This window comes from bacterium, assembly GCA_030685015.1.
Classification (GTDB): Bacteria; CAIWAD01; CAIWAD01; order CAIWAD01; family CAIWAD01; genus CAIWAD01.
In genome coordinates this window covers 51,014-74,101 of record JAUXWS010000068.1, presented here as the reverse complement: position 1 = coordinate 74,101, position 23,088 = coordinate 51,014, and the positions used below count along the sequence as shown (strand labels likewise).

21 protein-coding genes are annotated in these 23,088 nt (G+C 71.9%); 1 reads left to right on the top strand and 20 read right to left on the bottom strand.

Translation table 11 applies throughout. The features are described 5' to 3' along the window. From Q8O14_10280 to hutU, 20 genes are all read right to left on the bottom strand, one after another. A partial coding sequence (locus Q8O14_10280; GenBank protein ID MDP2361127.1) for an insulinase family protein occupies positions 1-2,271 on the bottom strand: 2,271 nt, incomplete at its 3' end. Positions 2,272-2,278: 7 nt separating this feature from the next. Continuing rightward, positions 2,279-5,506: a BamA/TamA family outer membrane protein gene (locus Q8O14_10275; GenBank protein ID MDP2361126.1), complete on the bottom strand. Its 3,228-nt coding sequence runs from the start codon at positions 5,504-5,506 to the stop codon at positions 2,279-2,281. Beyond that, the gene (coaE, locus tag Q8O14_10270; GenBank protein ID MDP2361125.1) at positions 5,482-6,183 is read right to left on the bottom strand and encodes a dephospho-CoA kinase; all 702 of its coding nucleotides are present in this window, start codon (positions 6,181-6,183) and stop codon (positions 5,482-5,484) included. Before coaE ends, Q8O14_10275 begins: the two co-directional genes overlap by 25 nt. Then, positions 6,170-7,159, bottom strand: a complete 990-nt coding sequence (locus Q8O14_10265; GenBank protein MDP2361124.1) for an epimerase — start codon at positions 7,157-7,159, stop codon at positions 6,170-6,172. The genes coaE and Q8O14_10265 overlap by 14 nt, the downstream gene beginning before the upstream one ends. Before the next feature lie 35 nt (positions 7,160-7,194). Continuing rightward, a complete protein-coding gene (locus Q8O14_10260) occupies positions 7,195-7,362 on the bottom strand; it encodes a hypothetical protein (GenBank protein MDP2361123.1) in 168 nt (55 codons plus the stop codon). 6 nt (positions 7,363-7,368) lie between these two features. Then, a complete protein-coding gene (locus Q8O14_10255; protein MDP2361122.1) occupies positions 7,369-7,827 on the bottom strand; it encodes a DUF420 domain-containing protein in 459 nt (152 codons plus the stop codon). Next, complete coding sequence (locus tag Q8O14_10250) at positions 7,824-8,060, bottom strand: hypothetical protein (protein ID MDP2361121.1); 237 nt, start codon at positions 8,058-8,060, stop codon at positions 7,824-7,826. The genes Q8O14_10255 and Q8O14_10250 overlap by 4 nt, the downstream gene beginning before the upstream one ends. Then, complete coding sequence (locus Q8O14_10245; GenBank protein MDP2361120.1) at positions 8,057-8,980, bottom strand: hypothetical protein; 924 nt, start codon at positions 8,978-8,980, stop codon at positions 8,057-8,059. Before Q8O14_10245 ends, Q8O14_10250 begins: the two co-directional genes overlap by 4 nt. A gap of 176 nt (positions 8,981-9,156) precedes the next feature. Beyond that, positions 9,157-9,579, bottom strand: coding sequence for a VOC family protein (locus tag Q8O14_10240; protein MDP2361119.1), 423 nt, complete (start codon positions 9,577-9,579; stop codon positions 9,157-9,159). Between the two features lie 156 nt (positions 9,580-9,735). Further along, a complete protein-coding gene (locus tag Q8O14_10235; protein MDP2361118.1) occupies positions 9,736-10,641 on the bottom strand; it encodes a DinB family protein in 906 nt (301 codons plus the stop codon). After that, positions 10,638-11,234: a YbhB/YbcL family Raf kinase inhibitor-like protein gene (locus Q8O14_10230; GenBank protein MDP2361117.1), complete on the bottom strand. Its 597-nt coding sequence runs from the start codon at positions 11,232-11,234 to the stop codon at positions 10,638-10,640. Before Q8O14_10230 ends, Q8O14_10235 begins: the two co-directional genes overlap by 4 nt. Continuing rightward, positions 11,231-12,274: a GNAT family N-acetyltransferase gene (locus Q8O14_10225; GenBank protein MDP2361116.1), complete on the bottom strand. Its 1,044-nt coding sequence runs from the start codon at positions 12,272-12,274 to the stop codon at positions 11,231-11,233. The genes Q8O14_10230 and Q8O14_10225 overlap by 4 nt, the downstream gene beginning before the upstream one ends. A 58-nt stretch (positions 12,275-12,332) precedes the next feature. After that, a complete protein-coding gene (locus tag Q8O14_10220) occupies positions 12,333-12,569 on the bottom strand; it encodes a ferredoxin (protein MDP2361115.1) in 237 nt (78 codons plus the stop codon). A gap of 140 nt (positions 12,570-12,709) precedes the next feature. Next, a complete protein-coding gene (locus Q8O14_10215; GenBank protein MDP2361114.1) occupies positions 12,710-13,300 on the bottom strand; it encodes a VTT domain-containing protein in 591 nt (196 codons plus the stop codon). A gap of 27 nt (positions 13,301-13,327) precedes the next feature. Further along, positions 13,328-13,987, bottom strand: coding sequence for a protein-L-isoaspartate(D-aspartate) O-methyltransferase (locus tag Q8O14_10210; protein ID MDP2361113.1), 660 nt, complete (start codon positions 13,985-13,987; stop codon positions 13,328-13,330). Beyond that, positions 13,984-14,733: a glycosyltransferase family 2 protein gene (locus tag Q8O14_10205; GenBank protein ID MDP2361112.1), complete on the bottom strand. Its 750-nt coding sequence runs from the start codon at positions 14,731-14,733 to the stop codon at positions 13,984-13,986. Before Q8O14_10205 ends, Q8O14_10210 begins: the two co-directional genes overlap by 4 nt. Then, complete coding sequence (locus Q8O14_10200; protein MDP2361111.1) at positions 14,730-16,274, bottom strand: sensor domain-containing diguanylate cyclase; 1,545 nt, start codon at positions 16,272-16,274, stop codon at positions 14,730-14,732. Before Q8O14_10200 ends, Q8O14_10205 begins: the two co-directional genes overlap by 4 nt. Beyond that, on the bottom strand, positions 16,267-17,544 hold the full coding sequence (gene hutI / locus Q8O14_10195; GenBank protein ID MDP2361110.1) for an imidazolonepropionase: 1,278 nt from the start codon (positions 17,542-17,544) through the stop codon (positions 16,267-16,269). The genes Q8O14_10200 and hutI overlap by 8 nt, the downstream gene beginning before the upstream one ends. Then, positions 17,544-18,206: a lysophospholipid acyltransferase family protein gene (locus Q8O14_10190; GenBank protein ID MDP2361109.1), complete on the bottom strand. Its 663-nt coding sequence runs from the start codon at positions 18,204-18,206 to the stop codon at positions 17,544-17,546. The genes hutI and Q8O14_10190 overlap by 1 nt, the downstream gene beginning before the upstream one ends. Beyond that, positions 18,203-19,924 carry a urocanate hydratase gene (gene hutU, locus Q8O14_10185; GenBank protein MDP2361108.1) on the bottom strand — a complete coding sequence of 574 codons (1,722 nt, stop codon included), beginning with the start codon at positions 19,922-19,924 and terminating at the stop codon, positions 18,203-18,205. The genes Q8O14_10190 and hutU overlap by 4 nt, the downstream gene beginning before the upstream one ends. Positions 19,925-20,442: 518 nt before the next feature. On the opposite strand from hutU, the gene Q8O14_10180 reads away from it, so the two are divergent. Then, the gene (locus Q8O14_10180; protein ID MDP2361107.1) at positions 20,443-23,073 is read left to right on the top strand and encodes a lamin tail domain-containing protein; all 2,631 of its coding nucleotides are present in this window, start codon (positions 20,443-20,445) and stop codon (positions 23,071-23,073) included. The last annotated feature ends 15 nt before the right edge of the window (positions 23,074-23,088 follow it).

Sequence of the window (23,088 nt, the reverse complement as noted above, 5' to 3'; positions counted from 1 at the left end):
GGCGCGGGCGGCGGCGGCGGGCAGGTGCCCGGCCTCGGCGCAGAGGGACATCTCCCGCCCGCCGGCGGCCAGGCAGCGTTCCAGCAGGGCCGCCAGCCGGCCGCCCAGGTCGTCCCGCTCCGCGTCGAGCACGGCCAGCCGGCGCAGGAAGGTCAGCCCCTCCGCCTCGTCGCTGGCCCGTCCGATGGGCGAGACGGCATCGGCGGCGGCCTGGGCGGCGATCTGGCCCGCCGATCCGATCACCTGGCCGCGCAGTCCGGCCTGCCGCATGCGCAGCAGTTCCCCCAGGCGCCGGCTGTCCTGCAGGTCGGGCCGCAGCAGGAGGTCCTCCAGCATGGCCATCCAGTCCGCGCCGCGCCGGGCGAGGCCGTGGAAGCCCAGGATGAGGCACTGGACCGGATCCGGGCCGGACACGCCCATGCTGTGGTGCGAGCCCAGGGAGACGCCGCCCGTCAGCGCCCGCAGGCGGCGCTCGCTGGCCTCCACGCCCAGTCCGGCGTGGCTGATGCGGGTCAGCCAGCCCAGGAGGTCGGCCAGGACGAGATCGGGATCGTCGGCGGCCAGGGGCAGGGCCAGCTTGAGGTGGCAGAGGCCGTTGACCGGCTGGTCGTGCAGGTGGAGCCGCCCGCCGGGCAGGCTCCGCTCCACGGTCGGCCAGCTGGAGAAGGTGCGGGGCAGGTGGGCGGGGTCGAGGGCGGGCATGCAGCCGAGGTCGCCCTCGTCGCCACGCCAGGCCGCCACGCGGCGCGCCTGCTCCACCAAGCGGCGGCTCTCCTCCTCGCCCAGGCTCCGGCGCCGCTCCACCAGGCTTGCGGCCAGGGCGCGCTCGCGGGCCGCGGCCGCCCCCGGGTCGGGCTCCAGCTCCAGGCAGAGACGCTCGGGATTGTCCAGCAGCCAGCGCCGGATCAGCCCGGGCAGGAAGCCGGGCGCCGCCGCCTCCTGGCGCAGGCGCTCCAGCAGCAGGTCGTTGCGCAGGCCGGCGTGGGGATCCCCGCCCTCCATCCAGTGCGGCAGGGAGAAATAGAGCAGGGCCAGGCCCCAGGGCATGCCCCACACCCGGCTCTGCTCGCGGTTGTCCAGTTCGTAGCGGTCGAGGGCGGCCTCCACCTGGGCGGGATCCAGCCCCTCCGCGGCCAGGCGCTCCAGGACCTCCCGCGTGACGCGCTCCACCTCGGCGGCGGCCCCGGGCGCCACCTCCTTCAGGCCGATACCGAAGGCAAGCTGGGACATGGAGCCGTCGAAGCCCACCGGCGCCAGGGCGGGACCAAGCCCGCTCTGCAGCAGGGCGTGGTTGAGGGGGGCGGCCAGGCCGCCGCACAGCACGTCGAAGAGGAAGGCGAGGCGCACCGCCTCGTCCAGGTCCGTCTGCGGGCAGAGGCGCCAGCCCACGGCGGCGAAGCGGGGAGAGCGGCCGGCGGCGGCGCCCACCACCGGATAGCGCCCGGCCACCTGGCGGGGCGCGCCCAGGGGCGGTTGGGGACCGAGCGTCAGCCCGGGCAGCGGGCCCAGGCCGCGGAAGGCCTCGTCCAGCCGGGCCAGGGTGGGGCCCAGCGGCAGGCAGCCGAAGGTGCCGTTCCAGGAGTTCCCCGGATGGTAGTGGCGGCGGTGGAAGGCCCGCCAGGACTCCACGTCCAGATCGGGGATGGCCTCGGGATCGCCCCCCGACTCGCGGGCATAGCAGAGGTCCGGCATCAGCTCCCGGCGGAAGCGGCGGGAGAACTGGGCTTCCGGACTGCTCAAGGCCGCCTTCATCTCGTTGTAGACCACCCCGCGGATCTCCAGCGGCGTGGCGGGATCCGCCGGATCGCGGAACTCCAGGCGCCAGCCCTCCTGGAGGAAGGCCTCCTCCTCGAGCAGGGGGTGGAAGACGGCGTCCAGGTAGCGCACCAGCAGGTTGTCCCAGTCCTCGGCGTTGGGCGTGGCGAAGGGGTAGGCCGTGCGGTCGGGGCTGGTGAAGGCGTTGAGGAAGCTGTTGAGGGAGCGCCCCGTCAGCTGGTTGAACATCTTGACGGGAAAGGCGCGCGAGCCTTCCAGCACCGTGTGCTCGAGGATGTGGGCCACGCCCGTGTCGTCCCGGGGCAGGGTGCGCAGGCAGGCGATGAAGACGTTCTCCTCCAGCTCGTGGCTGATGTGGAGATGGCGGGCCCCCGTCTCCAGGTGGCGCAGCTCCCAGCTGTGGGCGCGCAGGTTGGGCAGCTCCCGGCCAGAGCGCACTTCGAAGCCGTGCAGGCGGGCGCCGATGGCCAGGGCGGGATTGCGCGGATCGTGCATGGGACTCCTAATAATCGGTGCCGAGGGTCAGCACGAACTGCGGACCGGCGGGATTGCCGTCCCAGGTCGTCACCCAGGCCCAGTCCATCTTCATCACGGCGATGCCCAGGTTGACGCGGAAACCCCAGCCGTAGCTCATGAGCAGGTCCCGCAGGTGGCCCTCGCTGTCCACCGCCTGCCAGCTGCCGTCGTGGTCCCAGGCCCCGCCCACGTCGGTGAAGAGCACGCCGCGCAGGTCGCGCAGCACGATGGTGAAGGGCCAGCCCGTCACCAGGTAGCGCAGGATGGGATAGCGCAGTTCGGCGTTGCCCAGGAGGAAGCGGTCCCCCTCCCGCTGGTAAAGGGCGGCCCCGCGCAGGGGCTGCACCAGTGCGGCGTAGTAGAGCTCTTCGATGTTGCTGCGCAGGCGGTTGACGGCGGGGTCGTCGTCCCGCCGGAAATAGCTCGTGTTGATCCAGTTGGGCGCCCCGCCCAGGAAGAAGCGCTGGGGGGTGGGGCCCACCGAGGCGCCGCCCGCCAGGCGCAGGGCCACCTGCAGATCCCCGTTCAGGCGCAGATAGCGCCGCAGGTCGGCCTCCATCGTGTGGAAATCGTTGCCGGCGTCGGCCCCGCCGCGGATGGGGAAGCCCCGTGTGTAGCCGGCCGATCCGCGCCAGCCGTTGACCGGTCCCGTGTCGCGCCAGAGGGTGTTGTCGAAGACCCAGGCCAGGCCGCTGGTCAGGAAGCGGCCCGACTGGTACTCCTGGTAGATGGGCGTGCCGTAGGCGTCCTCCCGGTAGTTGGTGCGGTTGAGGCTGTCCCGGTCCACCGTCGTCCAGCGGTTGTCCAGCTGCAGCCGGGTGAAGCGCGAGAGCGGCCAGGAGAAACTGGCCTCCAGCCCCAGCAGGCCGTCCCGGTAGTAGCGGTTCGGCGTCTCGCCGTGGAGGTAGTGGACGTAGCGGAAAACCCCGCCCAGCATCTGCAGGCGCCGGGCGCTGTACTCGTAGTAGCTGTAGACGTTCGAGAACTCGATGCGGTTGTAAAAATTGAGGTAGGTGTAGATGCGGTGGTTGCCCAGCAGGTCGCTGAAGACAAGCTGGCTGACGCCCTGGAAGCCGAAGATGTCGTCGTACTGGGCCGTGGCTTGGGACATGTCGGGCGAGAAGCGCAGCTTGTATAGGCGGGGCAGGAAACGGCCCTCCTCGTCCAGGCGCGGCGGCGTCAGGCCTGTCTTCAACGCCAGGCCGGCCCCCTCCTCCTCGGCGGCGCGGCGGCTCATCCAGCGGCGATAGGTCTCCCCGCCGAAGTTGGACAGGTCGCTGAAGTCCACCTGCCGCCAGCGCAGGTCCTCCCCGGCGTCGGGGGCGGCGGGGCGGGCGGCCGTCTCCTCGCGGCGGTCCCGCACGCGGTTGAAGGGGAGCAGGTCGTGGTCGTCGGCGGGCATGGGTCCCAGCCGCTCCAGCCGCCGGATGTCCTTGTGCAGGAAGATGTCGTAGCCACCCTGCTCGAAACTGGCGAAGAGCAGCTTGCCCTGCCCGGAGAGGGAGGGCTGGAAGATGCCCGTCAGCATGCTGGTGCGGCGCTCGGGCACGGGGGAGGCACCCACGAAAGCGGCGGGGTCGCCGGGCAGGGAGTAGAGGTTCCAGGCGCCGCCGGCGTCGCTCACGAAGTAGATCTCGCCGTCGGGCAGGGCGGACCAGATGGGCGTGCGCTTGCCATAGGGCGAGCGGGTCAGGCGCTTGAGCGGGAGCGGGGCCTCCGCGTCGGCCAGGACGCCCGCCAGGTCGGCCAGGTAGACCTCGTCCACCGAGTAGGAGCGGCCGGCCATGGCCACCAGGGCATCGCGCCCCAGGTCGTCGCCGCGGTCGCTGGTGAAGAGCAGGTGCCGGCCGTCGGGGCTGAAGGAGGGATCGCTGTCGCTCCAGCTGTCGCGCGTCAATTCGATGACGCGGCTGCTCGCCACCTCGAGCAGCCAGATGTCGCTGCGGCCCTGGTGCTGGGCGACGAAGGCGATCCAGCGCCCGTCCGGGCTGAAGGCCGGGCTGTAGAGCCCCTGCAGGCCGAGAGCCCAGCGCTGGCGCACCCGGCCGTCGCGGGCGTCGAGCAGGAAGAGCACGTCCTCCGCTCCCGCCTTGGAGGCGAAGGCGATGCGTTCGCCGTCCGGCGCCCAGGCGATGCCCGGCCGCAGCCAGTGCAGCTCCTCGAACTGGCCGGACTGCTGCCCGTGCAGCAGGCGCCGCGCCTTGTCGGGCTGGGTGATGTGGGCCAGGTAGAGGTCGAAGTAGCCGGTGCGGTCGCTGAGGAAGACCATGCGGTCGCCGGAGGGGCTGATCGCCGGGCTGTTGTTGACGAAGTTGCCCAGGGCGACATGGTCGGTGACGCGGTCGGCGAATTCCCCCGCCCGCCGCCGCTCCTGGATCTCCGGCCAGTACATGCGCCGCAGGTAGTTTTTCCATTGGCGGGACAGCTCCTCCACGCCGAAGCCCAGGGTGCCCTCCATCCCGCGCTCGATGCTGCGCAGGCTGCGCACCTTGTGCATCAGCTCGGAGAAGCGCTCGCGGCCGAACTCGTCCTCCAGGTAGCAGAAGACGCTCTGGCCACCCTTGTAGGCCAGGAAGCCGCCCAGGTAGGGGATGTCCGGCAGGTAGCCCGAGACGACGGCGTCGGCCATGAACATGTTGGCCTCGCGGTCCCAGCCCGAGCGGCTGGTGTACTCGCTGGTCCCCTCGGCGAACCAGAGGGGGAGCGGGAAGCGGATGAAGCCGGCGATGATGCGCTCGCCGTAGAACATGGAGAGCTGGAAGGCGTGGTTCAGCTCGTGGTGGATGACGTGGCGGTAGGCCTCCCACGATCCCTGGAAGGGCACGACCACGCGGTTCTTGTAGAACTCGGTGAAGCCGCCCACGCTCTCGGGGACGACGCCCGGCGTGAGGTTGGTGTTGGAGAAGTCGTTGTGGCTCTGGTAGGTGATGATGACGATGCGCTCGCCCTGGGGCAGCTCCCAGTTGTAGTCGCGGGTGAGGACGGCATAGGCGCTGTCCGCCGTGTGGGCGGTGAAGGCGGCCTGCTCGTAGCCGCCCTCGTAGTAGTAGACGTCGAAGTGCTCGCTCTGGATGTAGGACCAGGTCTTGCTGGCGTACTGGACCTTGTTCTGGCCGAAGCCCTGGGCCGGCAGCACACGTGGCGCGGCCAGCAGCAGAAGCAGCGCCAGCAGGCGGCAGGCCGGTCCGCTCAGGAGGCGTGCGAGGTGGGGCATGCCGGGCCTTTCCCTTGGTCCTTGTTCCCGCCGGGCCGGCTGGCGGGCGGCAGGCGCGGCAGTCCCAGCTGTTCCAGCAGGCGGTCCGCCCGCACCCAGAGATCCTCCGGGGCGGTGTCGTTGTCCAGCACGCGGTCGGCGCGGCGGACCTTTTCCTCCTGGGGAAGCTGCCGCTCCAGACGCCGCCTCAGCGCGGCCGCCCCTTCCCCCAGGCGGGCGGCGGCCCGGGCCAGCCGCGCCTCGTCGCTCGCCCGCACCACCCAGATCTCGTCGAAGAGAGGGTCGATGCCCCATTCGTAGATGAGGGCCGCGTCCACGAAGACCAGGTCCGCGGCGTGCTGGAGTCCTTCCCGCAGGCGACGCTCAAGGTAAGGAAAGACCAGGGCGTTGAGCCGCTCCAGGGCATCGGGCGTGGCGAAGGCGCGCCGCCCCAGCTCCCGCCGGTCCAGGCGGCCCGCCTGGTCGATCAGGTCCCGGCCGAACGCCGCGGCCAGCCCCTCGCGCAGGGCGGGCTCCTCCTCCACCGCCCGGCGGCCCAGCTCGTCGGCGTCGAGCACGAGGCAGCCCGCCTGCCGCAGCCAGGAGGCGAGCAGGCTCTTGCCGGCGCCGATGCCGCCCGTGAGGGCGATGCGCCGCCGCCGGCCGGGCGGGCCGCTCCGGTGCTCAGCCCCTGCCATGCGCCTCCACCCGGGCCGTCAGCTCGGCCAGGCCGGGGCCGCGGCCCTGCGGGGCGTGTTCACGCAGCCAGGCCAGAGTGTCGCGCACCGTCTCCTCCAGGGGGCGCAGGCGCAGCCCGGCGCCGGTGGCGGCGCCCAGATCCAGGTTGAAGGATTCGTACTCGGACTCGGGCAGCCAGAGGGGGAGATCGGCCCAGGGCCGCAGGCCGGCCTCCCGCCAAGCCTCCTCCGGCAGCGGGCGCGGCCGGCAGGCGGGGGCCACTTGCCGGGCCATGGCCGCCAGGACATCCACCAGCCGGGGCGCCGGGTCCGGACCGGCCGCATGCACGGCGCCGCTCGCCCCCTCGGCCAGGAGATGGGCGCAGAAGCCGGCCAGGTCGCGCCCGTCGATCAGCTGGCAGGGCTGGCGCGCCGCGTCGGGCCAGGCCGGATCCCGCCCCTCGGCCCCGCAGGCGGCCAGCTCGCGCACCCACCAGGTGAAGCGCTCGCTGGGATCCTCCGGGCCGACGATCAGGCCCGGGCGGACGATGAGGGCGCGCTCCCCCAGCTCGTCGGCCACCAGATCCTCGCACATGGCCTTGAGCGCCCCGTAATGGGGCGCCAGCTCGGCCAGCGGATCGACCGGCGGCAACAGGGGGGCCGTCTCGTCCGGATGGACCGGATAGGGCGGAGCATAGACGCTGATGGTCGAGACGAGCAGCCAGCAGTCGCAGCGTCCGCCCAGGACCTCCAGGGGCGCCTCGAGGTCGGCCGGTCGATAGGCGCAGGTGTCCACCACCGCGTCCCATTCCTGCTCCCCCAGGGCGGCCAGATCCTGTGCCCGGCGGCGGTCCCCCGCCACCAGCCGCACGCCCTCCACCGGACCCGGCCGGCTGCGGCCGCGCGTCAGGCAGACGGTCTCCCAGCCCCGGGCCAGGAAGGCCCGCGCCAGGGCGCGGCCCAGGAAGACGCCGCCGCCCAGGATGAGAACGCGCATGTCAACCTCCGTGCACGTGCTTTGTCCACGCCCTTTCAGGCCAGGCGCAGGGTGGCCCGCCGGCGCGCCGGGACCAGCAGGAGATCAAGGGCCTCCCGCGGACCTGGCCCGACGAGGTCGGCCGCGGCCAGGGTGCCGTTGAAGTCCAGGACCAGATGGCGCAGCTGGAGGTCCCGGCGGCCGGGGATGGGGAGTTCAAGCATGGCCGCTCACACGACGTAGGCCAGCAGGAAAACGAGGACGCCCAGCAGGCCGTTGACCAGCCAGAAGCCCGCCGTGAAGCCGGCCCAGCGGCGATGCCGGCCCAGGGCTGCGGCGGCGCGGACGGGGTCGGATCCGGCCGCCCGCCAGCCCTGTCGCAGCACGTGCACCAAGAGCAGGCCGCCGGCCAGGGAGAGGACGACATGGAGGATGAGCAGGGCGAGGAGGGCCTGCCGGGCGCCGTCGCCCAGCGCCTCCACGCCACCCCGGGTCAGGGCGCCGGCCACGAAGACGACAAGAAACAGGGCCATCAACGGCGGCAGGGCCTTCATGGCCGCCACGTGGGCGGCGCGCCGGCCGGACCAGGCCAGGGCCACCCCGCCCATCATCCAGGCGATCACGAGCAGACCCAGCACCAGCTCCCCCTCGGTGAGCAAGCTGGCGCGACTGAAGAGGCCACCGTTCACGGCCTCTCCCCGGAGGGGTCCAGCAGCTCGCGGGCGGCGGCCAGGTCGGTCTCGTTGACATAGAGGGCCAGTCCCATCGACATGGGCAGGCCCAGTCCCAGACCGCCGCAATCATCGCCGAAGAGCTCGGCCGGAATGCCGGCGTCCCGCAGTTGCGCGGCGAGGAACTCCCCCTCGTGGCGATGGAGGACCACGCGCAGGACGCACCAACCATGGCGGGGTGTCCAGTTCATGGCCGCCGCTCCTCCGGTCCGGCCAGGACGGTCGTCAACTCCTCGTCACGCAGGCCGTCCAGGGCCCAGGCCGCCTCTCTCACCTGCATCGCGGGGGCGGTGGCCAGATGGCGCAGCAGCCGCGGGCGGCCCTCGTCGCAGCGCGACAGGGCCAATCCCAGCCAGAGGGGGCGCCGGCGCGGCGGCAGGACCTCCTCCGCCAGACGGCACCACAGCAGGCGGGCGCCCGCGTCACCGCCCCGCTCGCCCAGGGCGATGGCCGCCGCCTCGCGGCTTTCCCCGTCGGCGTCCGCCAGCAGGTCCGCCACCAAGTGGAAGGCCGCCTCGTCCTCCCGCTCGAGCAGGCCGTGGAGGATGTCCAGCTGGGCGTCCAGATCCTCGGCCCGGAGCAGGGCGCGATGGGCGAGCAGAGGCAGGGCCCAAAGCGAGGGGGCCTCGCGCAGGGCGCGCACGGCACCGCGACGGGCCTCCACCTCCGGATCGGCCAGCAGGCGCGCCAGGGCCAGGGGGGCGCGTGTGTCCCCGCTGCGCACCAGGCCCAGGGCGCAGAGGCCGCGCAGGCCCGCCCCGGCGTCCACCCGCCCGCCATAGACCGGTTCCCACTGGACGATGCCCAGGCCCTCCCACCAGGGTTCGGATTGGGTCCAGTCCAGCGCCAGCAGGCCCTCGGCGATGGCCCGGCGGCCGGCGCAGCCCGGATCGATCCGCAGCCCGTCGTGGCAGAGGCGGGGGAAGGCGGCCAGCGCCGTCTCGGCGTAGCCGTCGTGCCCGAGGCGGCGCAGGCCCTTGAGGGCGCGGGCCACGGCCGGACCGGGGGCCTCGGCCAGGGTCTCCAGGCAGACGGCGGCCCGATCCGCCGGGTCCAGGGAGCGTGCCTGCTCCAGCCTGTCCAGCCAGTGATCCAATCGCCTCAAAGCCACGGGTCCTCCTCCCGGCGCACGCCAAGCAGCCTGTTGGACTTGGCCACGCCGCGGGCCCAACATCGGAAGTGCCGGCCATTGGGCCGAGCCAAATCCACCTTGATCATCCCTGCGTCGAGAGGATGTATCCCTTGGAGCGATGGATCGTCATCGCCTGGCTGATGGCCCGGCCGCCATCACGCCCCCGTCGCCGGACCGTCCGCCGCGGCCTCGCCGTCCACCGTCAGCTCGATCTTCAAGCGCTCCGGACCCTCGAAGAAGAGGGAGTAGCTGTCGCCGCCCCCGGCGCGGGGATGGCGCTCGGGATAGAGGATGGTCCAGCCGCGGCGGCGCAGCTCGCCCGTCAGACGGTCCACCTGGGCGCGGTGGGCGGCGCGGAAGGCAAGGTGGTTGAGGCCCGGCCGCCGCCGGTGGAAGGCCTGGTCCAGCAGGGTGGCCTGGACGAAGACGAGATAGGTGTCGCCCAGCAGCATGCTGAAGCCATCCGCCCAGTCCTGGAAGGGTTCCCAGCCCAGCTCGCCCAGCCACCAGGGCCAGAACTCCCTGGCCGCGGGCAGGTCGGCGACGTAGATCTCCACGTGGTGCAACCCGCCCTTCATGCCACCCCCGACCCTGCTGACCGAGTCACGTGAAATGACGGATGATGACGAATCCAAGTCGCCCAGTGCGGGGCGCAAGCCCGCAGGCGCAGCGCGGCTGCGTCAAGGGGCCGCACCGAGTACGGCCCGCCCTGGGAATCCTCCGGCCCGAAGGGCTCAGTCCTCCGGCCAGCCACGCACCACCAGCAGGTCGAGGTCGGTCATGGCCTCCCAGCCCCGCGTGGCGCCGGCGGCGACCAGGGCGGCGTCGCCGCCGGCCAGCTCCACCGTCCGGCCCTCCACCGTGAGGCGGCCCCGTCCCGCCGCCAGCCAGAAGAGGGCCCGGTCGGGCACGGGATGCGGCGCCAGCGCGGATCCCGCCGCCAGGTGCAGGCGGATGAGGCGCCGATCCTGCTCGCGGACCAGCCGCCAGCCCTGGATGCCCTCCCGGTCCAGCACCTGCTCCGCCTCGCCGGCGCGCCAGACGCGACAGGCGTCCGCCGCCGGGCGGGGCTCCCCCGGGGCGCCCGGTTCGCCGGGCGTCGGGTCCAGGCCCGGCCGGTAGCGCTGGCGCAGGCTGCGCAGATGGTGCTCGAGGTGGCCGGCGATGATCCAGCCCAGGGCACGCACGGAGACGGGCCGGTCCTCCACCAGGCCCGGCCGCAGCCAGTCCTCCGGCGCCAGGTTGGTGAAGAAGCGACAAGTCTGGCCGCGCTGTTCCAGCCAGCGCTCCCGCTCCCGCGCCAGGGAGGGCGTCCAGGCGGCGGCGTAGGCGTCCTCGTCGAAACCCGGCTGGGGGCGGCTGTCGCCGCGGGCCAGGCGCAGGGCGCGGCCAAGCAGGATCTGCTCCGTGTCGGCCAGGTGCCCCACCAACTGGGCCAGGCTCCATTTGCCGGGCGCGTAGCGGTGGGCACCGGCCGCCTCGTCCAGGCCGGCCAGCTCCCGACGGAAAGCGGTGGCCTGCTCCGCCAGCAGGTGGCGCAGGTCGCCCACCGGGCAGGCGGCCAGGTAGGCGTCGTAGGCGGGGGCCGCCTCGCCGGGCAGGGGGCGGGCGAGGGCCGGGTGGAGGGCCGCCCCGCTCATGGCGCTGACTTCTGGTAGGTGCCGGTCACCTGCGCCACGGCCAGGGCCCGTGTCTCCCCCAGCAGCTCCAGTTCCTCCCGCGACCAATCGGCGCGGAGGGGCAGCAGGGTATCCAGGGCGAACAGGAGAAACTGGTAGCGGTGGCGGCCCACGGGCGGGCAAGGGCCGCCCCAGCCGCCGCGCCCCCAGTCGTTGAGTCCGTCCAGCGCTCCGGCGGGAACGCCCGTGCGGCTCTCGTTGCCCGCCTGCTCGGGCAGGACGCCCGCCGCGGGCGGCAGGTTGAGCAGGAGCCAGTGGGTCCAGGTCCGGGTGGGAGCCGCCGGATCGGGGGCGTCCGGATCACGGACGAGCAGAGCCAGGCTGAGCGTGCCCGGCGGCGGCGGCGTCCAGGCGAGGGGCGGCGAGAGATCCAGGCCCTCGCAGGTGTAGCGGGCGGGGATGGCCTGGCCGTCGGCGAAGGCGTCGGAGCGCAAGGCGAAGGCCGTGTCGGCCGGGGCCTCCGGCGGCGCCTCCACTGGCGGCGCGGGGGCGGGCGGGCTGCCGCCGCAGCCCAGCCAGAGGACAAGACAGAGGGTCGGGATGATCAGCTTCATGTCGGCTCCTTGTCAAAGTCGATCTGCCACCACTCCAGCTCCAGGCCGAAGTGGCGGGCGGGACGGCGCTGATCCAGGCCGCACGTGGCCAGGACGCGCCGGCTGGCCTGGTTGTCCGGCGCCACCACGGCGGCCAGGCGGGGCAGGCCCAGCTGGTCGCGGGCACAAGCCAGGCAGGCGCGGGCCGCCTCGCTGGCGATGCCACGGCCCCAGGCATGGGTGCCCAGGCAGTAGAGCAGCTCCACCTCGCCCGTGCCGTCCAACTCGGCCAGGCCGCACCAGCCGGCCAGGCGCCCGTCCTCCCGCATGCGCAGGGCCCAGGCGCTGAAACCAAGCCGTTCCTGGTGGGCGACGAAATGGGCGATCGTCTTGGCCGTCTGCTCGCGGCTGCGCGGCGGACCGGGCAGGTGCCGCACCACGGCCGGATCCGCCAGGATGGGGGCAAGCTCGTCCACATCCTCCGTCCGCAGCGGCTCCAGCACGAGCCGGCCCGTGCGCAGGGGCAGGACGGCGCGGTCCAGGGCCGCGGGCATGCTGGACGGCGGGACAAGGGCGGGCGAGAGGCGGCGCAGGTGATGGCGCAGGTGGCCCAGGTAGTCGCGGATGAGATGCTCGAGGGAGGCGGGCAGGTGGGCGGGATGAGGCTGCCAGCCGATGCGGTCCAGGCTGTGCCGGGGGTGGAGCCGCGTGCGCAGGACCGGCTCCAGGCGGCCGGCCAGGTGCAGCAGGCGCAGGTTGTCGGCGCGCCAGCCCTCCACCAGAAGCTCCCAGGGCAGGGTGGCGGGATCCTGGACTCCCACCCAGGCATCTTGGTCGTAGCCGGGAAAGATGAGATCATCCCCTGCCATGCCGCGCAGCAGGCGCAGATGGTTGACCTGGGCGCTGTCCCAGAGGTGACCCAGCACCTGGGCGGCGGTCCAGCCGGAGGACACGGCGCCGTCCTCCGGGCCGCTCTCCCGCAGCCGGTGGGCGGCCGCCTCCACCAGCCGGCGGGCATCCTCGATCAGCGTCCGGTAAAGGTCCTCCGCCGTGCAGGCCATCGTCCCTCCATGAAAAAGGGCGCCTGGTGGCGCCCCCATCGGTCGTCGCGGCCAGGAATCAGTCTTCGCCGTCGTCCCCGATGCAGTTGACGGGGCACTCGGCAATGGCGTCCTTGCACTGCTGCAATTCCGTTTCGTTCTCCGGCTGCTTGTAGACGTAATCGTAGTCTCCGCCCGCGGATTCCTTGAAGTTGTTGGGGGCGGCGTCCACGCAGGCACCGCAGCAGATGCAGTCCTCGTCCACATAGAACTTGCCGGGAACGTTCTCCGGGAATTTGCGCGCCTTGTCGGCCATTATGCGGCTCCTTTCTGGGTGACTGGTGATGGCCGAAGGTGGCAAATGCGGATTCCTTCGTCCACTCGCATTCGTACCGGCTTCCGGCCGCGACCGGTCCGCCGCCCGGCACTCGTCCCGGCCGGCCCGGCCGCTCCCGCTCAGCCTCCGATCAGCTTGACGAGGAGGAAGCTGCCGATCAGGAGCACGGCGAAAGCGAGGGCCAGCCAGTCGAACCAGCGCTCGATGAAGGCCTTCATCGGCTCGCCGAAGAAACGCAGCAGTCCGGCCACCAGGAAGAAGCGCAGGGGGCGGCCCAGGGCCGAGGCCAGCACCAGCACGCCCAGCGCCACCTGTTCGTGGAAGACCCCCGCCGCGATGGTGAAGACCTTGTAGGGGATGGGCGTGAAGGCCGCCGTGAAAATGGCCCAGAAGGCATTGCGACCGTAGAGGCCGGCCACGTGGTCGAAGATCTCCTGGCTGAAGAGGAGGGGGATGAACCAGCCCTGGACCGCCTCCCACAGCAGGGCGCCGATCAGGTAGCCCAGCACGCCGCCGGCCACCGACCCCAGCGAGCAGACCCCGGCGTACCACCAGGCCCGCCGCGGCCGACCCAGCGTCAGGGCGATGAGGAGCACGTCGGGTGGCACCGGGAAGAAGCTGGACTCGGCGAAGGCCAGCAGCGCCAGGGCGGGCACGGCCCAGCGGTGGTCGGCCCAGTGGAGAACCCAGTGGTAGAGGCGACGAAGCATGAGGTCCCTTCCAGTGTGGAGTGGTGGTCAGGGGGTGCCGGCGGCCCAGCCCTCCTTGCCCAGCAGCGGCACGAAGGTGCAGGCCCCGGCCGTGCGGCCCCGGAAGGCGCTGTCCGAGAGGCGGTCGACGATCTTCAGCTCCTGCTCGCGCCGGTCGCCCACGGGCAGCACGAGGCGGCCGCCCAGGGCCAGCTGCCGGGCCAGGGAGTCGGGCACGGCCGGGGCGCCGGCGGTGACGATGATGCGGTCGAAGGGGGCCTCGGCCGGCCAGCCGATGCTGCCGTCCCCGCGGCGGCTGACGATGTTGGCCAGCCCCAGCTCGTCGAAGACGCGGCGGGCGCGGACGAGCAGCTCGCTGTGCCGCTCGATGGTGTAGACCCGCTCGCAGAGGAGGCTGAGCAGGGCGGCCTGGTAGCCGCTGCCTGTGCCCACCTCCAGCACGCGCTCGTCACCCGTCAGCTGGAGGGCCTCCGTCATCAGGGCGACGATGTAGGGCTGGCTGATCGTCTGTCCCTGGCCGATGGGGAGGGGACGGTCCTCATAGGCGCGGGCCATCATGGGACCGTCCACGAAACGATGGCGCTCCAGGCGCGCCATGGCCCCCAGCACCCGCTCGTCGCGGATGCCGCGGGCCCGCAGATGCCGCTCCACCATCTCGCGGCGGGCCTCCTCGAGATGTTCGCTCATGTCTCCTCGTCCTCCAGCGCGGCGGCGCCCTCGGCCAGCCGGGCCAGGAAGCGCAGGAGATCCGGCCCGCGCCGCACGTGGCTGTCCGCCCGGGCCGGACGTTGGACCACCGGCACCTGCCGCACCCGCGCGCCCAGCGCCGCCGCCTGCAGCAGCAGCTCGCTCTCCTGGTCATAGGCGCGGCCGCGGAGCCGCAGCCCCTCCCAGAGGGAGCGCGTCAGCAGGCGGAAGCCGCACTGGCTGTCCGTCAGCGGCAAGCCCGTCCGTCGGCGCAGCACCAGGGTGGAGAGGCGGTTGGAGAGGCGGCGGTCCCAGGGCATGGACGCCTCCCCCAGGCCGCGGTCCCCCACGATCAGATCGGGCCGCTCGCGACGCCACAGGTCGAGGAAGGCCTTGGCCTCGGCCGGATCATGCTGGCCATCGGCGTCCAGGCAGAGCACGGCGGCATGTCCGCGGCGGAAGAGCAGGCTCCAGCCGCGGGCCAGGGCCGCGCCCTTGCCCTGGTTGCGCAGGTGGCGGAAGACCTCGGCGCCGCCCGCGCGGGCGGCCTGGGTCGTGTCGTCGGTGGAACCGTCGTCCACCACCAGCACGGGCAGCCCCGGCAGGCCCCGGGCAATCTCGCCCAGGAGGACGGGCAGGCTGCGGGCAGCCTGGAAGGCCGGGATGAGCAGGGCCGGCCCCCGCTCGGGGACGGCCGGGCCAGTGGGCTGGCATTGGGGCGGGGCGGGGACGGACACCATCCTCATCCGTCCGTCTGCACCCGGTTGCGTCCCTGCTCCTTGGCCCGGTAGAGGGCGGCGTCGGCCCGGCGGATCATCTCCTCGAGGGCGCGGGTCGAGCTTTTCATCTCCGCCACGCCGATGGAGACGGTCAGGCGGCCACCCGGTTGTCCCCCGCCGTGGGGGAAGGGATGGTCGGCGATGGCGGCGCGGATCTTCTCGGCCACGGTGCGGCCCACCAAGATGTCGGCGCCGGTGAGCAGGATGATGAACTCCTCCCCGCCGTAGCGGGCGATGAGATCCACCGAGCGGATGTTCTGCTTGACGAGGCGCGCCACCTGCACCAGCACCTCGTCGCCAGCCAGGTGGCCGTTGCGGTCGTTGTAGGTCTTGAAGTGGTCCACGTCCAGCATGAGCAGGCTGAGCCGGGCGCCGGTACGGCGTGTGCGGGCCAGTTCCAGGTTGAACTGCTCCTCGAAGTAGCGGCGGTTGTGCAGGCTGGTCAGGCCGTCCTTGGTGGCCAGCTCGAAGACGCGGGTATGTTCGCGGGCGTTGAGGATGGCGCTGGCCATCAGGTTGGACAGCTCCTCCAGCCAGGCCAGGCGCGTGGGACTGATCACCTCGGGGTGGCCGTAGTAGAGCTTGAGCAGGCCCACTTTCTCGTCGCCGGCGAAGAGCGGCAGCAGGATGGCGAAACGCAGGCCCAGGATCTCCACCAGGCGGTGGTTGAGGACGAGGGGGTGGCGGCGCAGGGCCTCGAGCACGACCGGGGCGCCCGCCAGGAAGAGGGAGCGCTCCTGCTCCACGTCAAGCAGGATCTGCAGGTTGCGGCTGAGTGTCTGCCCCGGGCTGTCCATGTTCCAGGTGACCTGGTGGACGAGGCGGGACTCCTCGGCGTCGTAGAGTTCCAGCTCACCCAACTGGAAATGGAAGGTCTCGATCAGGGTGTCGCCAATCAGCTCCAGCAGACGCTCGAAGTCCAACTCGCGACTGATCGTCTTCTGCACGCGCAGGATGCCGGTGATCAGGTTGAGCGACTGGCGCGTCTCCAGCAGGCTCTCCTCAAGGAACTTGATGAGGCGGCCGTGGAAGCGGGCCGCCAACCCGTTGCGCCTTGGCTGATCGTCCAGGGGCAGGCGGTGGAAAGGCAACCGGCGCTCCAGCTCGGCCAGCAGCTCCTGCTGGAAGGTGCGGTCGAAGCTCCAGAGGGCGCGCACCGGCAGTCGCTGCTGGAAGACGCTGATCTCCGGATTGTCCACCAGCTGGCCGAGCAGGCTGAAGGCGGAGGCCCCGTCGTCGAAGAGGTAGAGCAGGGTGGTGGCGTCCTGGCCCAGGTGCGCGCTCAGGTCCTGGTAGGACGAAGAGGGAAGCTGGCGGTTGACGGGGAGCAGGGGCAGATCCGGATAAAGGGCGTCCCGCCAGCCGTACACGACCCGGATGGGGTCGCGCCCCTCGGCCGCCATGTTCTCCAGGGTCTGGATGAGCTGACCGAGCGTGTTCTGGGAGAATTCCTCCCGGACGCCGCTGGTTTGTCTCTCGCCCAGATGCTGGCGGATCAGGTCATCCATGGCTGAATGTACCAAGCCCCGTCAGGTTTGGATAGCCGGCTTCCGGCGCCAGCACGACGCCTTGTCTCACCACGCGCAGGGGCCGGTTGTCCCCCACCGTGTAGGGCAGCTCCTCCAGCGCGGAGAAGGGCCACAGGCAAAGATCGGCCGTCCAGCCCGGCCGCAGGCAGCCCAGGCGGTCGCCCCGCCCCAGGGAGACGGCGCCGCCCATGGTGGCGCTCCAGATCGCCTCCGCTGCCGTCATCTTCAGCTGGCAGGTGGCCAGGGTCAGGATGAAGGGCATGGACTGGATGTGGCTGGAGCCGGGGTTGTAGTCCGTGGCGAGGGCGATGCGCCCGCCGGCGGCGATGATGCGGCGGGCCGGGGCGTACTCGCGCTGCCCCAGGAAGAAGGTGGAGCCGGGCAGGAGGCCGAAGACGGTGCCGGCCGCGGCCAGGGCCGCGATGTCCGCCTCGTCCACCTGCTCCAGGTGATCGGCGGAGAGGGCCCCCAGCCGGGCGGCGAGGCGGGCTCCGCCGCCGTGGCCGATCTGCTCGGCGTGCAGGCGCACGGCCAGGCCCAGCTCCTGGCCGGCCCGCATCAGGTCCTCCGTCTCCTCCACGGAGAGGACGCCCGGCTCGCAAAAAGCGTCCAGCGCCTCGGCCAGGCCCTCACGGGCGACGACGGGCAGGATCTCCTCGCGGATGAGGCGGAACCACTCGCCGCGGTCGGCGCGGTGCTCGGGCGGGACGCCATGGGCGGCGAGCAGGGTGGGATGGATGCCGATGGGCTCCTCGGCGGCCAGCTCGCGCAGGATGGAGAGCGAGAGCAGCTCGTGCTCCACGCTGAGGCCGTAGCCGCTCTTGGCCTCGATCGTGGTGGTGCCCAGCGCCAGGAAACGGCGCAGGCGGGCGCGCACCCGCTCCTTGAGGCCGGCGGGATCGGCGGCCATCAGGCTGCGGCGGCTGCCCAGGATGCCGCCCCCCGCCTCCTGGATCTCCAGGTAGCTCCGGCCGGCGTTGCGCAGCTCGTACTCCGCGGCGCGATGCTCGAAGAAGACGGGATGCGTGTGGCTGTCCACGAAACCGGGCAGGACCATGGCGCCGGCGGCGTCCAGCGTCGCCATGCCTTCCTGGCGTGCGCGGAGGACCTCGGGCGCAGCGCTCCCGCCCGTCCAGGCCACCCGGCCCCGGCGGACCACGATGCAGTCCCCGGGCAGCTCCTCCATGCGGTAGGGGATGTGCGGATCGGGGCTCCACACCGGTCCGCAGCGCTCGACCAGCAGGTCCATCAGCCTCGCTCCTCCAGTTCGGCCTTCATCCGGTAGACGATGTCCATGATCGAGGCGGCCTGGTCGGCCAGCTCGGCGCGATGGGCCTCGTCCACGGGCAGCGGTGGCAGCCGCAGCGGCTCGCCCACCTGCACGTGGACGGGGCTGCGGCCGCGCAGGCGCGGCCAGACGTGGCCGGGGGGCAGGCCCGCGCGCGCGCCGGCGATGGCGCAGGGCAGGACCGGGATCCCGCCCAGTTGGGCCAGTCGCACGAAACCGGTGCGGGGCCGGACCCCCTCTTCCCCATGGTGGCGCGTGCCCTCCGGCGCCAGGAAAAAGGGCAGGCCCGCGCGCAGGCGGTCCAGCGCCTCCTCGAAAGCACCCGTGTCCCGCTGGCCGCGCCGCACGAAGACGGCGCCGCAGGCGCTCAGCCAGGCTCCCAGGAGCGGCTTCCCGCGCAGCTCGGCCTTGGCCCAGAAACAGACGGGCCGGTCGACCAGATGGGCCAGGGCGGCCACGTCCAGGGCGGAGCCGTGATTGAAGACGGCCACGTAGGGTCCGGCGGGGCGCCGCTCCCGGCCGCTCACCTGGACGGGGGCGTAGAGGCGCCCCAGGGCGCGGACGGCCAGGGCGCTGATCCGGGTCAGCCAGGGCGAGGGACGATAGGGCGCCGCCCTTCTCATGCGCCGCGTCCAACCATGGGCAGCGGGATGCCGTGGCGCCGGGCGCAGGCCAGGGCCTCCGGGTAGCCGGCGTCGGCGTGGCGCAGCACGCCGCTGAGCGGGTCGTTGGTCAGGACCCGCTCCAGGCGCAGGGCGGCCTCGGGGGTGCCGTCGGCCACCACCACCTGGCCGGCGTGCAGGCTGTAGCCCATGCCCACCCCCCCGCCGTGGTGGAAACTGACCCAGGTGGCGCCCGAGGCGGTGGAGAGCATGAGGTTGAGCAGGGGCCAGTCGGCCACGGCGTCGCTGCCGTCCCGCATCGCCTCCGTCTCCCGGTTGGGGCTGGCCACGCTGCCGCAATCCAGGTGGTCGCGGCCGATCACGATGGGGGCCCGCAGCCGGCCCTCGGCCACGGCCTGGTTGAAGGCCAGGCCGGCCCGGTGCCGCTCGCCGTAACCCAGCCAGCAGATGCGCGCCGGCAGGCCCTGGAAGGGGATCATCTCCCCCGCCCGGCGGATCCAGTTGCCCAGGGCACGGTCCTCCGGGAACAGCTCGAGGATGATGCGGTCGGTTGCGGCGATGTCCGCCGGGTCGCCGGAGAGGGCCGCCCAACGGAAGGGGCCCTTGCCCACGCAGAAGAGGGGCCGCACGTAGGCGGGCACGAAACCCGGATAGAGCCAGCGGCCGTCGGGGGAGCGGATCTCCCCCTCCGCCAGGAAGCCGCCCTCGAGCGCCTTGGCGCGCAGGTTGTTGCCGTAGTCGAAGGTGACGGCGCCGCGCTCCTGCAACAGGCGCATGGCCCGCACGTGGGCGGCCATGGTGTGGAAACTGGCCGCCCGATAGGCGGCGGCATCCTCCCCGCGCAGCCGCAGGGCGGCGGCATGGTCGAGAGGCCGGCCGTCGGGCCGGGCGGCCGGCACATAGCCGTGCAGCTCGTCGTGGGCGCTCGTCTGGTCGGTCAGGAGATCGGGCGTCACGCCGCGCGCGATCATGCGCTCCAGCAGCGTGACGATGTTGCCTTCCCAACCGATGGAGAGGGCGCGGCCGGCGGCGCGGGCCTCCAGGGCCCGGTCGATGGCGCGGTCGAGCTCGGGCTCCACCTCGTCCAGGTAGCGCGGGCGCCGGCTGGCGGCGCGGCGGGCGATGCGGGCGGGATCCACCTCGGCTCCCAGATAGACGCCGCCGGCCATCACGGCGGCCAGGGGCTGGGCGCCGCTCATGCCGCCCAGGCCGCCCGAGACGGTGAGCGTGCCCCTGAGGTCCTCCCGCCCCAGATCCTGGCGGGCGGCGGCGACGAGCGTCTCGTAGGTGCCCTGCAGGATGCCCTGGGTGCCGATGTAGATCCAGCTGCCGGCCGTCATCTGGCCGTACATCATGAGGCCGGCCGCCTCCAGTTCGTGGAAGTGCTCCCAGGTGGCCCAGCGCGGCACCAGGTTGGAGTTGGCGATCATCACCCGCGGGGCGTCGCGGTGGGTGCGGGCCACGCCCACCGGTTTGCCGCTTTGCACCAGCAGGGTCTCGTCGTCCTCCAGCACGCGCAGGCTGGCCAGGATGGCCCCCAGGCTGGCCCGGTCGCGCGCCGCCTTGCCCGTGCCGCCGTAGACGATGAGCTGATCCGGATCCTCGGCCACCTCCGGATCCAGGTTGTTCAGCAGCATGCGGTAGGCGGCCTCCTGCAGCCAGCCTTTGCAATGAAGCTCGCGGCCGCGCGGGGCACGCAGGGAAGGATTGCAGCTCATGGGATTCCTCGCTTGGGTGCGGTGCGGCGCGCTCAGGACGCCCGGCCGCAAGGTAGAAAGCATCCGCCGCATGGTCATCAGGCGATGACCGGCACCGGCCTTCTGTCCTGTACGTGGTCCGTGGCCTGTCCCCAGGGCGCGCAGGCCCATTCAGGCCTGCCCGGCCTGTCGGATCTTGAACAGGCGGCTCTCCGGCACTGGCATGGACTTCCCGCCAGCGGCGCGCTGCTGCGGCCAGAATCGGGCACAGAGCCGCGGCGGGCAGGACGGGACGGCCTGGGATGTCTTCCATTGTCTTGACACGCAAGCCCTTCCAGCGGCGGCGGGTGGGGGCAGGTGTCCAGCTTTCAAGGCATGATTCTTGCTGTGCCAAGCTTTCCTGACCTTGGTCCGCCCAAGGCACAAGGCAGCCTGTCGAGCTCACCCGGATCTCACGCGGCCGGCCCACTTTGGGCCTGCGGAGGGGGCGGGGCGGACGGAATCAACATCGAGTGTTCTCCAAATCAGAGGATGGTCCCATGAAGAAAGCCATGCTGGGCGGCCTGCTGCTGATGCTGGCCGCGCGTTCCTTTGCCGGCGTGTTCATCAGCGAATACATCGAAGGATCAAGCAACAACAAGGCCCTTGAGGTTTACAATCCCACCGCCTCCCCGGTGGACCTGGCGGGATACCGCTTCGGTGTGGCCTTCAATGGCAACGCCAACCCCACCATGTTCACCTTCAACCATGTGATCGCCCCCGGCGACGTCTTCGTGGTGGCCAACGGCGCGGCGGACCCGGCGATCCTGGCCCAGGCGGACGTCGTGAGCAACGGATTTGCGCAATGGAACGGCGACGACTACATCGGCCTCTACCAGATGGTGGAGGGCAATCCGGTCCTCATCGACGTCTTCGGCATCCTGGGGACGGACCCGGGCACCTCCTGGACCGTGGCCGGCGACGCCTCGGGCACGATGGACCACACGCTGGTCCGCAAGCCCGCCGTGACCGGCGGCACCACCGATTGGGCCGCATCGGCCGGCACGGACGCCGCCACCTCCCAGTGGGTGATCCATCCGATCAACACCTTCGCCAACCTGGGCAGCCACGTCATCGACACGGGCATGCCCATCATCAGCAACCTGGCCCACCTGCCGGCCATGCCCTCCAGCAGCGATCCGGTCACCGTGAGCGCCGACGTCACGGACAACGGCGCCCTGACCGCCGTCACCCTGGTCTACACCGTCGACGGTGGTCCCGAGCAGAGCACGGCCATGACCCTGGGCGTGGCGCCGAGCTACGCCGGGACCATCCCCGCCCAGGCCAACAACGCCATGGTGGGCTACCGGGTGGAGGCCACGGACAACGAGAGCAACACCACGGTGTCCGGCACCCAAGACTACCAGGTCTACGACCCCTCTGATTGCGACGACATCGCCACCGTGCGCGCCAACGACGCCACCGGCCAGCCGGTGCTGCTCAACCAGGTGCGCACCCTGTGCGGCGTGGTGACCATGGGCAATCAGCTGGGCACCGCCGGCCCCATCTACTTCACCCATGAGACGGGCAGCATGACGGCCTACGGGGCCAACGTCATCGGCACGGGGGTGGTCATCGGCGACGAGGTGCAGGTGACGGGCACGGTGGGCTTCTTCAACGGCCTCACCGAGCTGGTGAACTGCACCGTGATCAACATCCTGGGACATCCCGGCGAACCCGCCCCGGTGGACCTTACGCTGGCCCAGCTCAACGCCGGCGCCGAGAGCTACGAGGCCCAGTTCGTGCGCGTCACCGGCCTGGAGCTGGATCCCGGCTCCACCTGGCCCGCCTCCGGCAGCAACGGGACGGTGACTGTCCTGCAGGGCGCCGAGAGCTTTGTCATGTTCATCGACCGCGACACGGACATCGACGGCAGCCCGGCCCCCGCCGGCGCCTTCACCCTCACCGCCGTCATCGGCCAGTACGACGCCAGCAGCCCCTACCTGGACGGCCACCAGCTCATTCCGCGCAGCCTGGCCGACTTCACCTATGCCGGCAACCAGCCGCCCTCCATCAGCGCCATGACCCGTCTGCCCTACGTGCCGGACAACACGGAAGCGGTGACGGTGACGGCCCTGGTCGTGGACGATGTGTCCCTGGCCAGCGTCGTTCTCAACTACCAGGTCAACGGCGGCGGCGTGGTCACCCTGCCCATGAGCGTGGTCAGTGGCGACATCTGGGGCGCCACCATTCCGGCCCAGGCCGACGGCGCCATGGTGGACTACTACGTGGAGGCCACCGACAACGAGGCGGAGACGAGCACCAGCGCCACCTTCAGCTACACGGTCTACGCCGTCTTCCCCTGCGCCGACATCGCCACCATCCGCGCCAACGACGGGAACGGCGTGCCCCTGCTTCAGGGCACGACCCAGTACATCTGTGGCGTGCTCACCGTCGGTTCCGAGTTCGGCTCGGGCGGCCCCTTCTACCTGACCCATGCCACGGGCAGCGTCGCCCTTTTCGGCGGCGAACTCTACAGCTCCACCGCCATCATCGGCGACGAGATCCAGGCGGTGGGCACGGTGGGCTTCTACAACGGCCTGACCGAGATGGAGAACATCGCCGGCGTGGTGGTGCTCGGCCACGTGGGCGAGCCGGTCCCCGTCGCCACGACCATCGCCGCCTTGAGCGCGGATCCCGAGTCCTTCGAGGCCCAGTTCGTGCAGCTGCTGAACTGCACACTGGTGGATCCGCTGCAGTGGCCGGCCCCGGGCAGCCATGCCAACGTCACCATCGCCCAGGGCGCCGACCAGTTTGTCATGCGCATCGACCGCGACACCAACATCGATGAGAACCCGGCGCCGGGGGGTCCCTTCCATGTGGTGGGCGTGATCGGCCAGTTCGACGGCACCGCGCCCTACTTCGAGGGCTACCAGATGACCCCGCGCCGCTGGGCCGACATCACCCTGGCACCGCAGGAGCTGGACGCGCCGGTGGTCAGCGCCGCCTATGGCGGCGGGCTGGTCAACCTGAGCTGGGCGCCGGTGGAAGGCGCCACGGACTACATCGTGTTCAGCTCCACCTCCACCGGCTACGACGGCTGGAACGCGGGTGTCCCCACGGGCGGCGCCACCTTCCTGTCCGTGCCGGCCACGGGGCGGGCCTTCTACAAGGTGGTGGCGGTCAACTGAGCGCCACCCGCACGT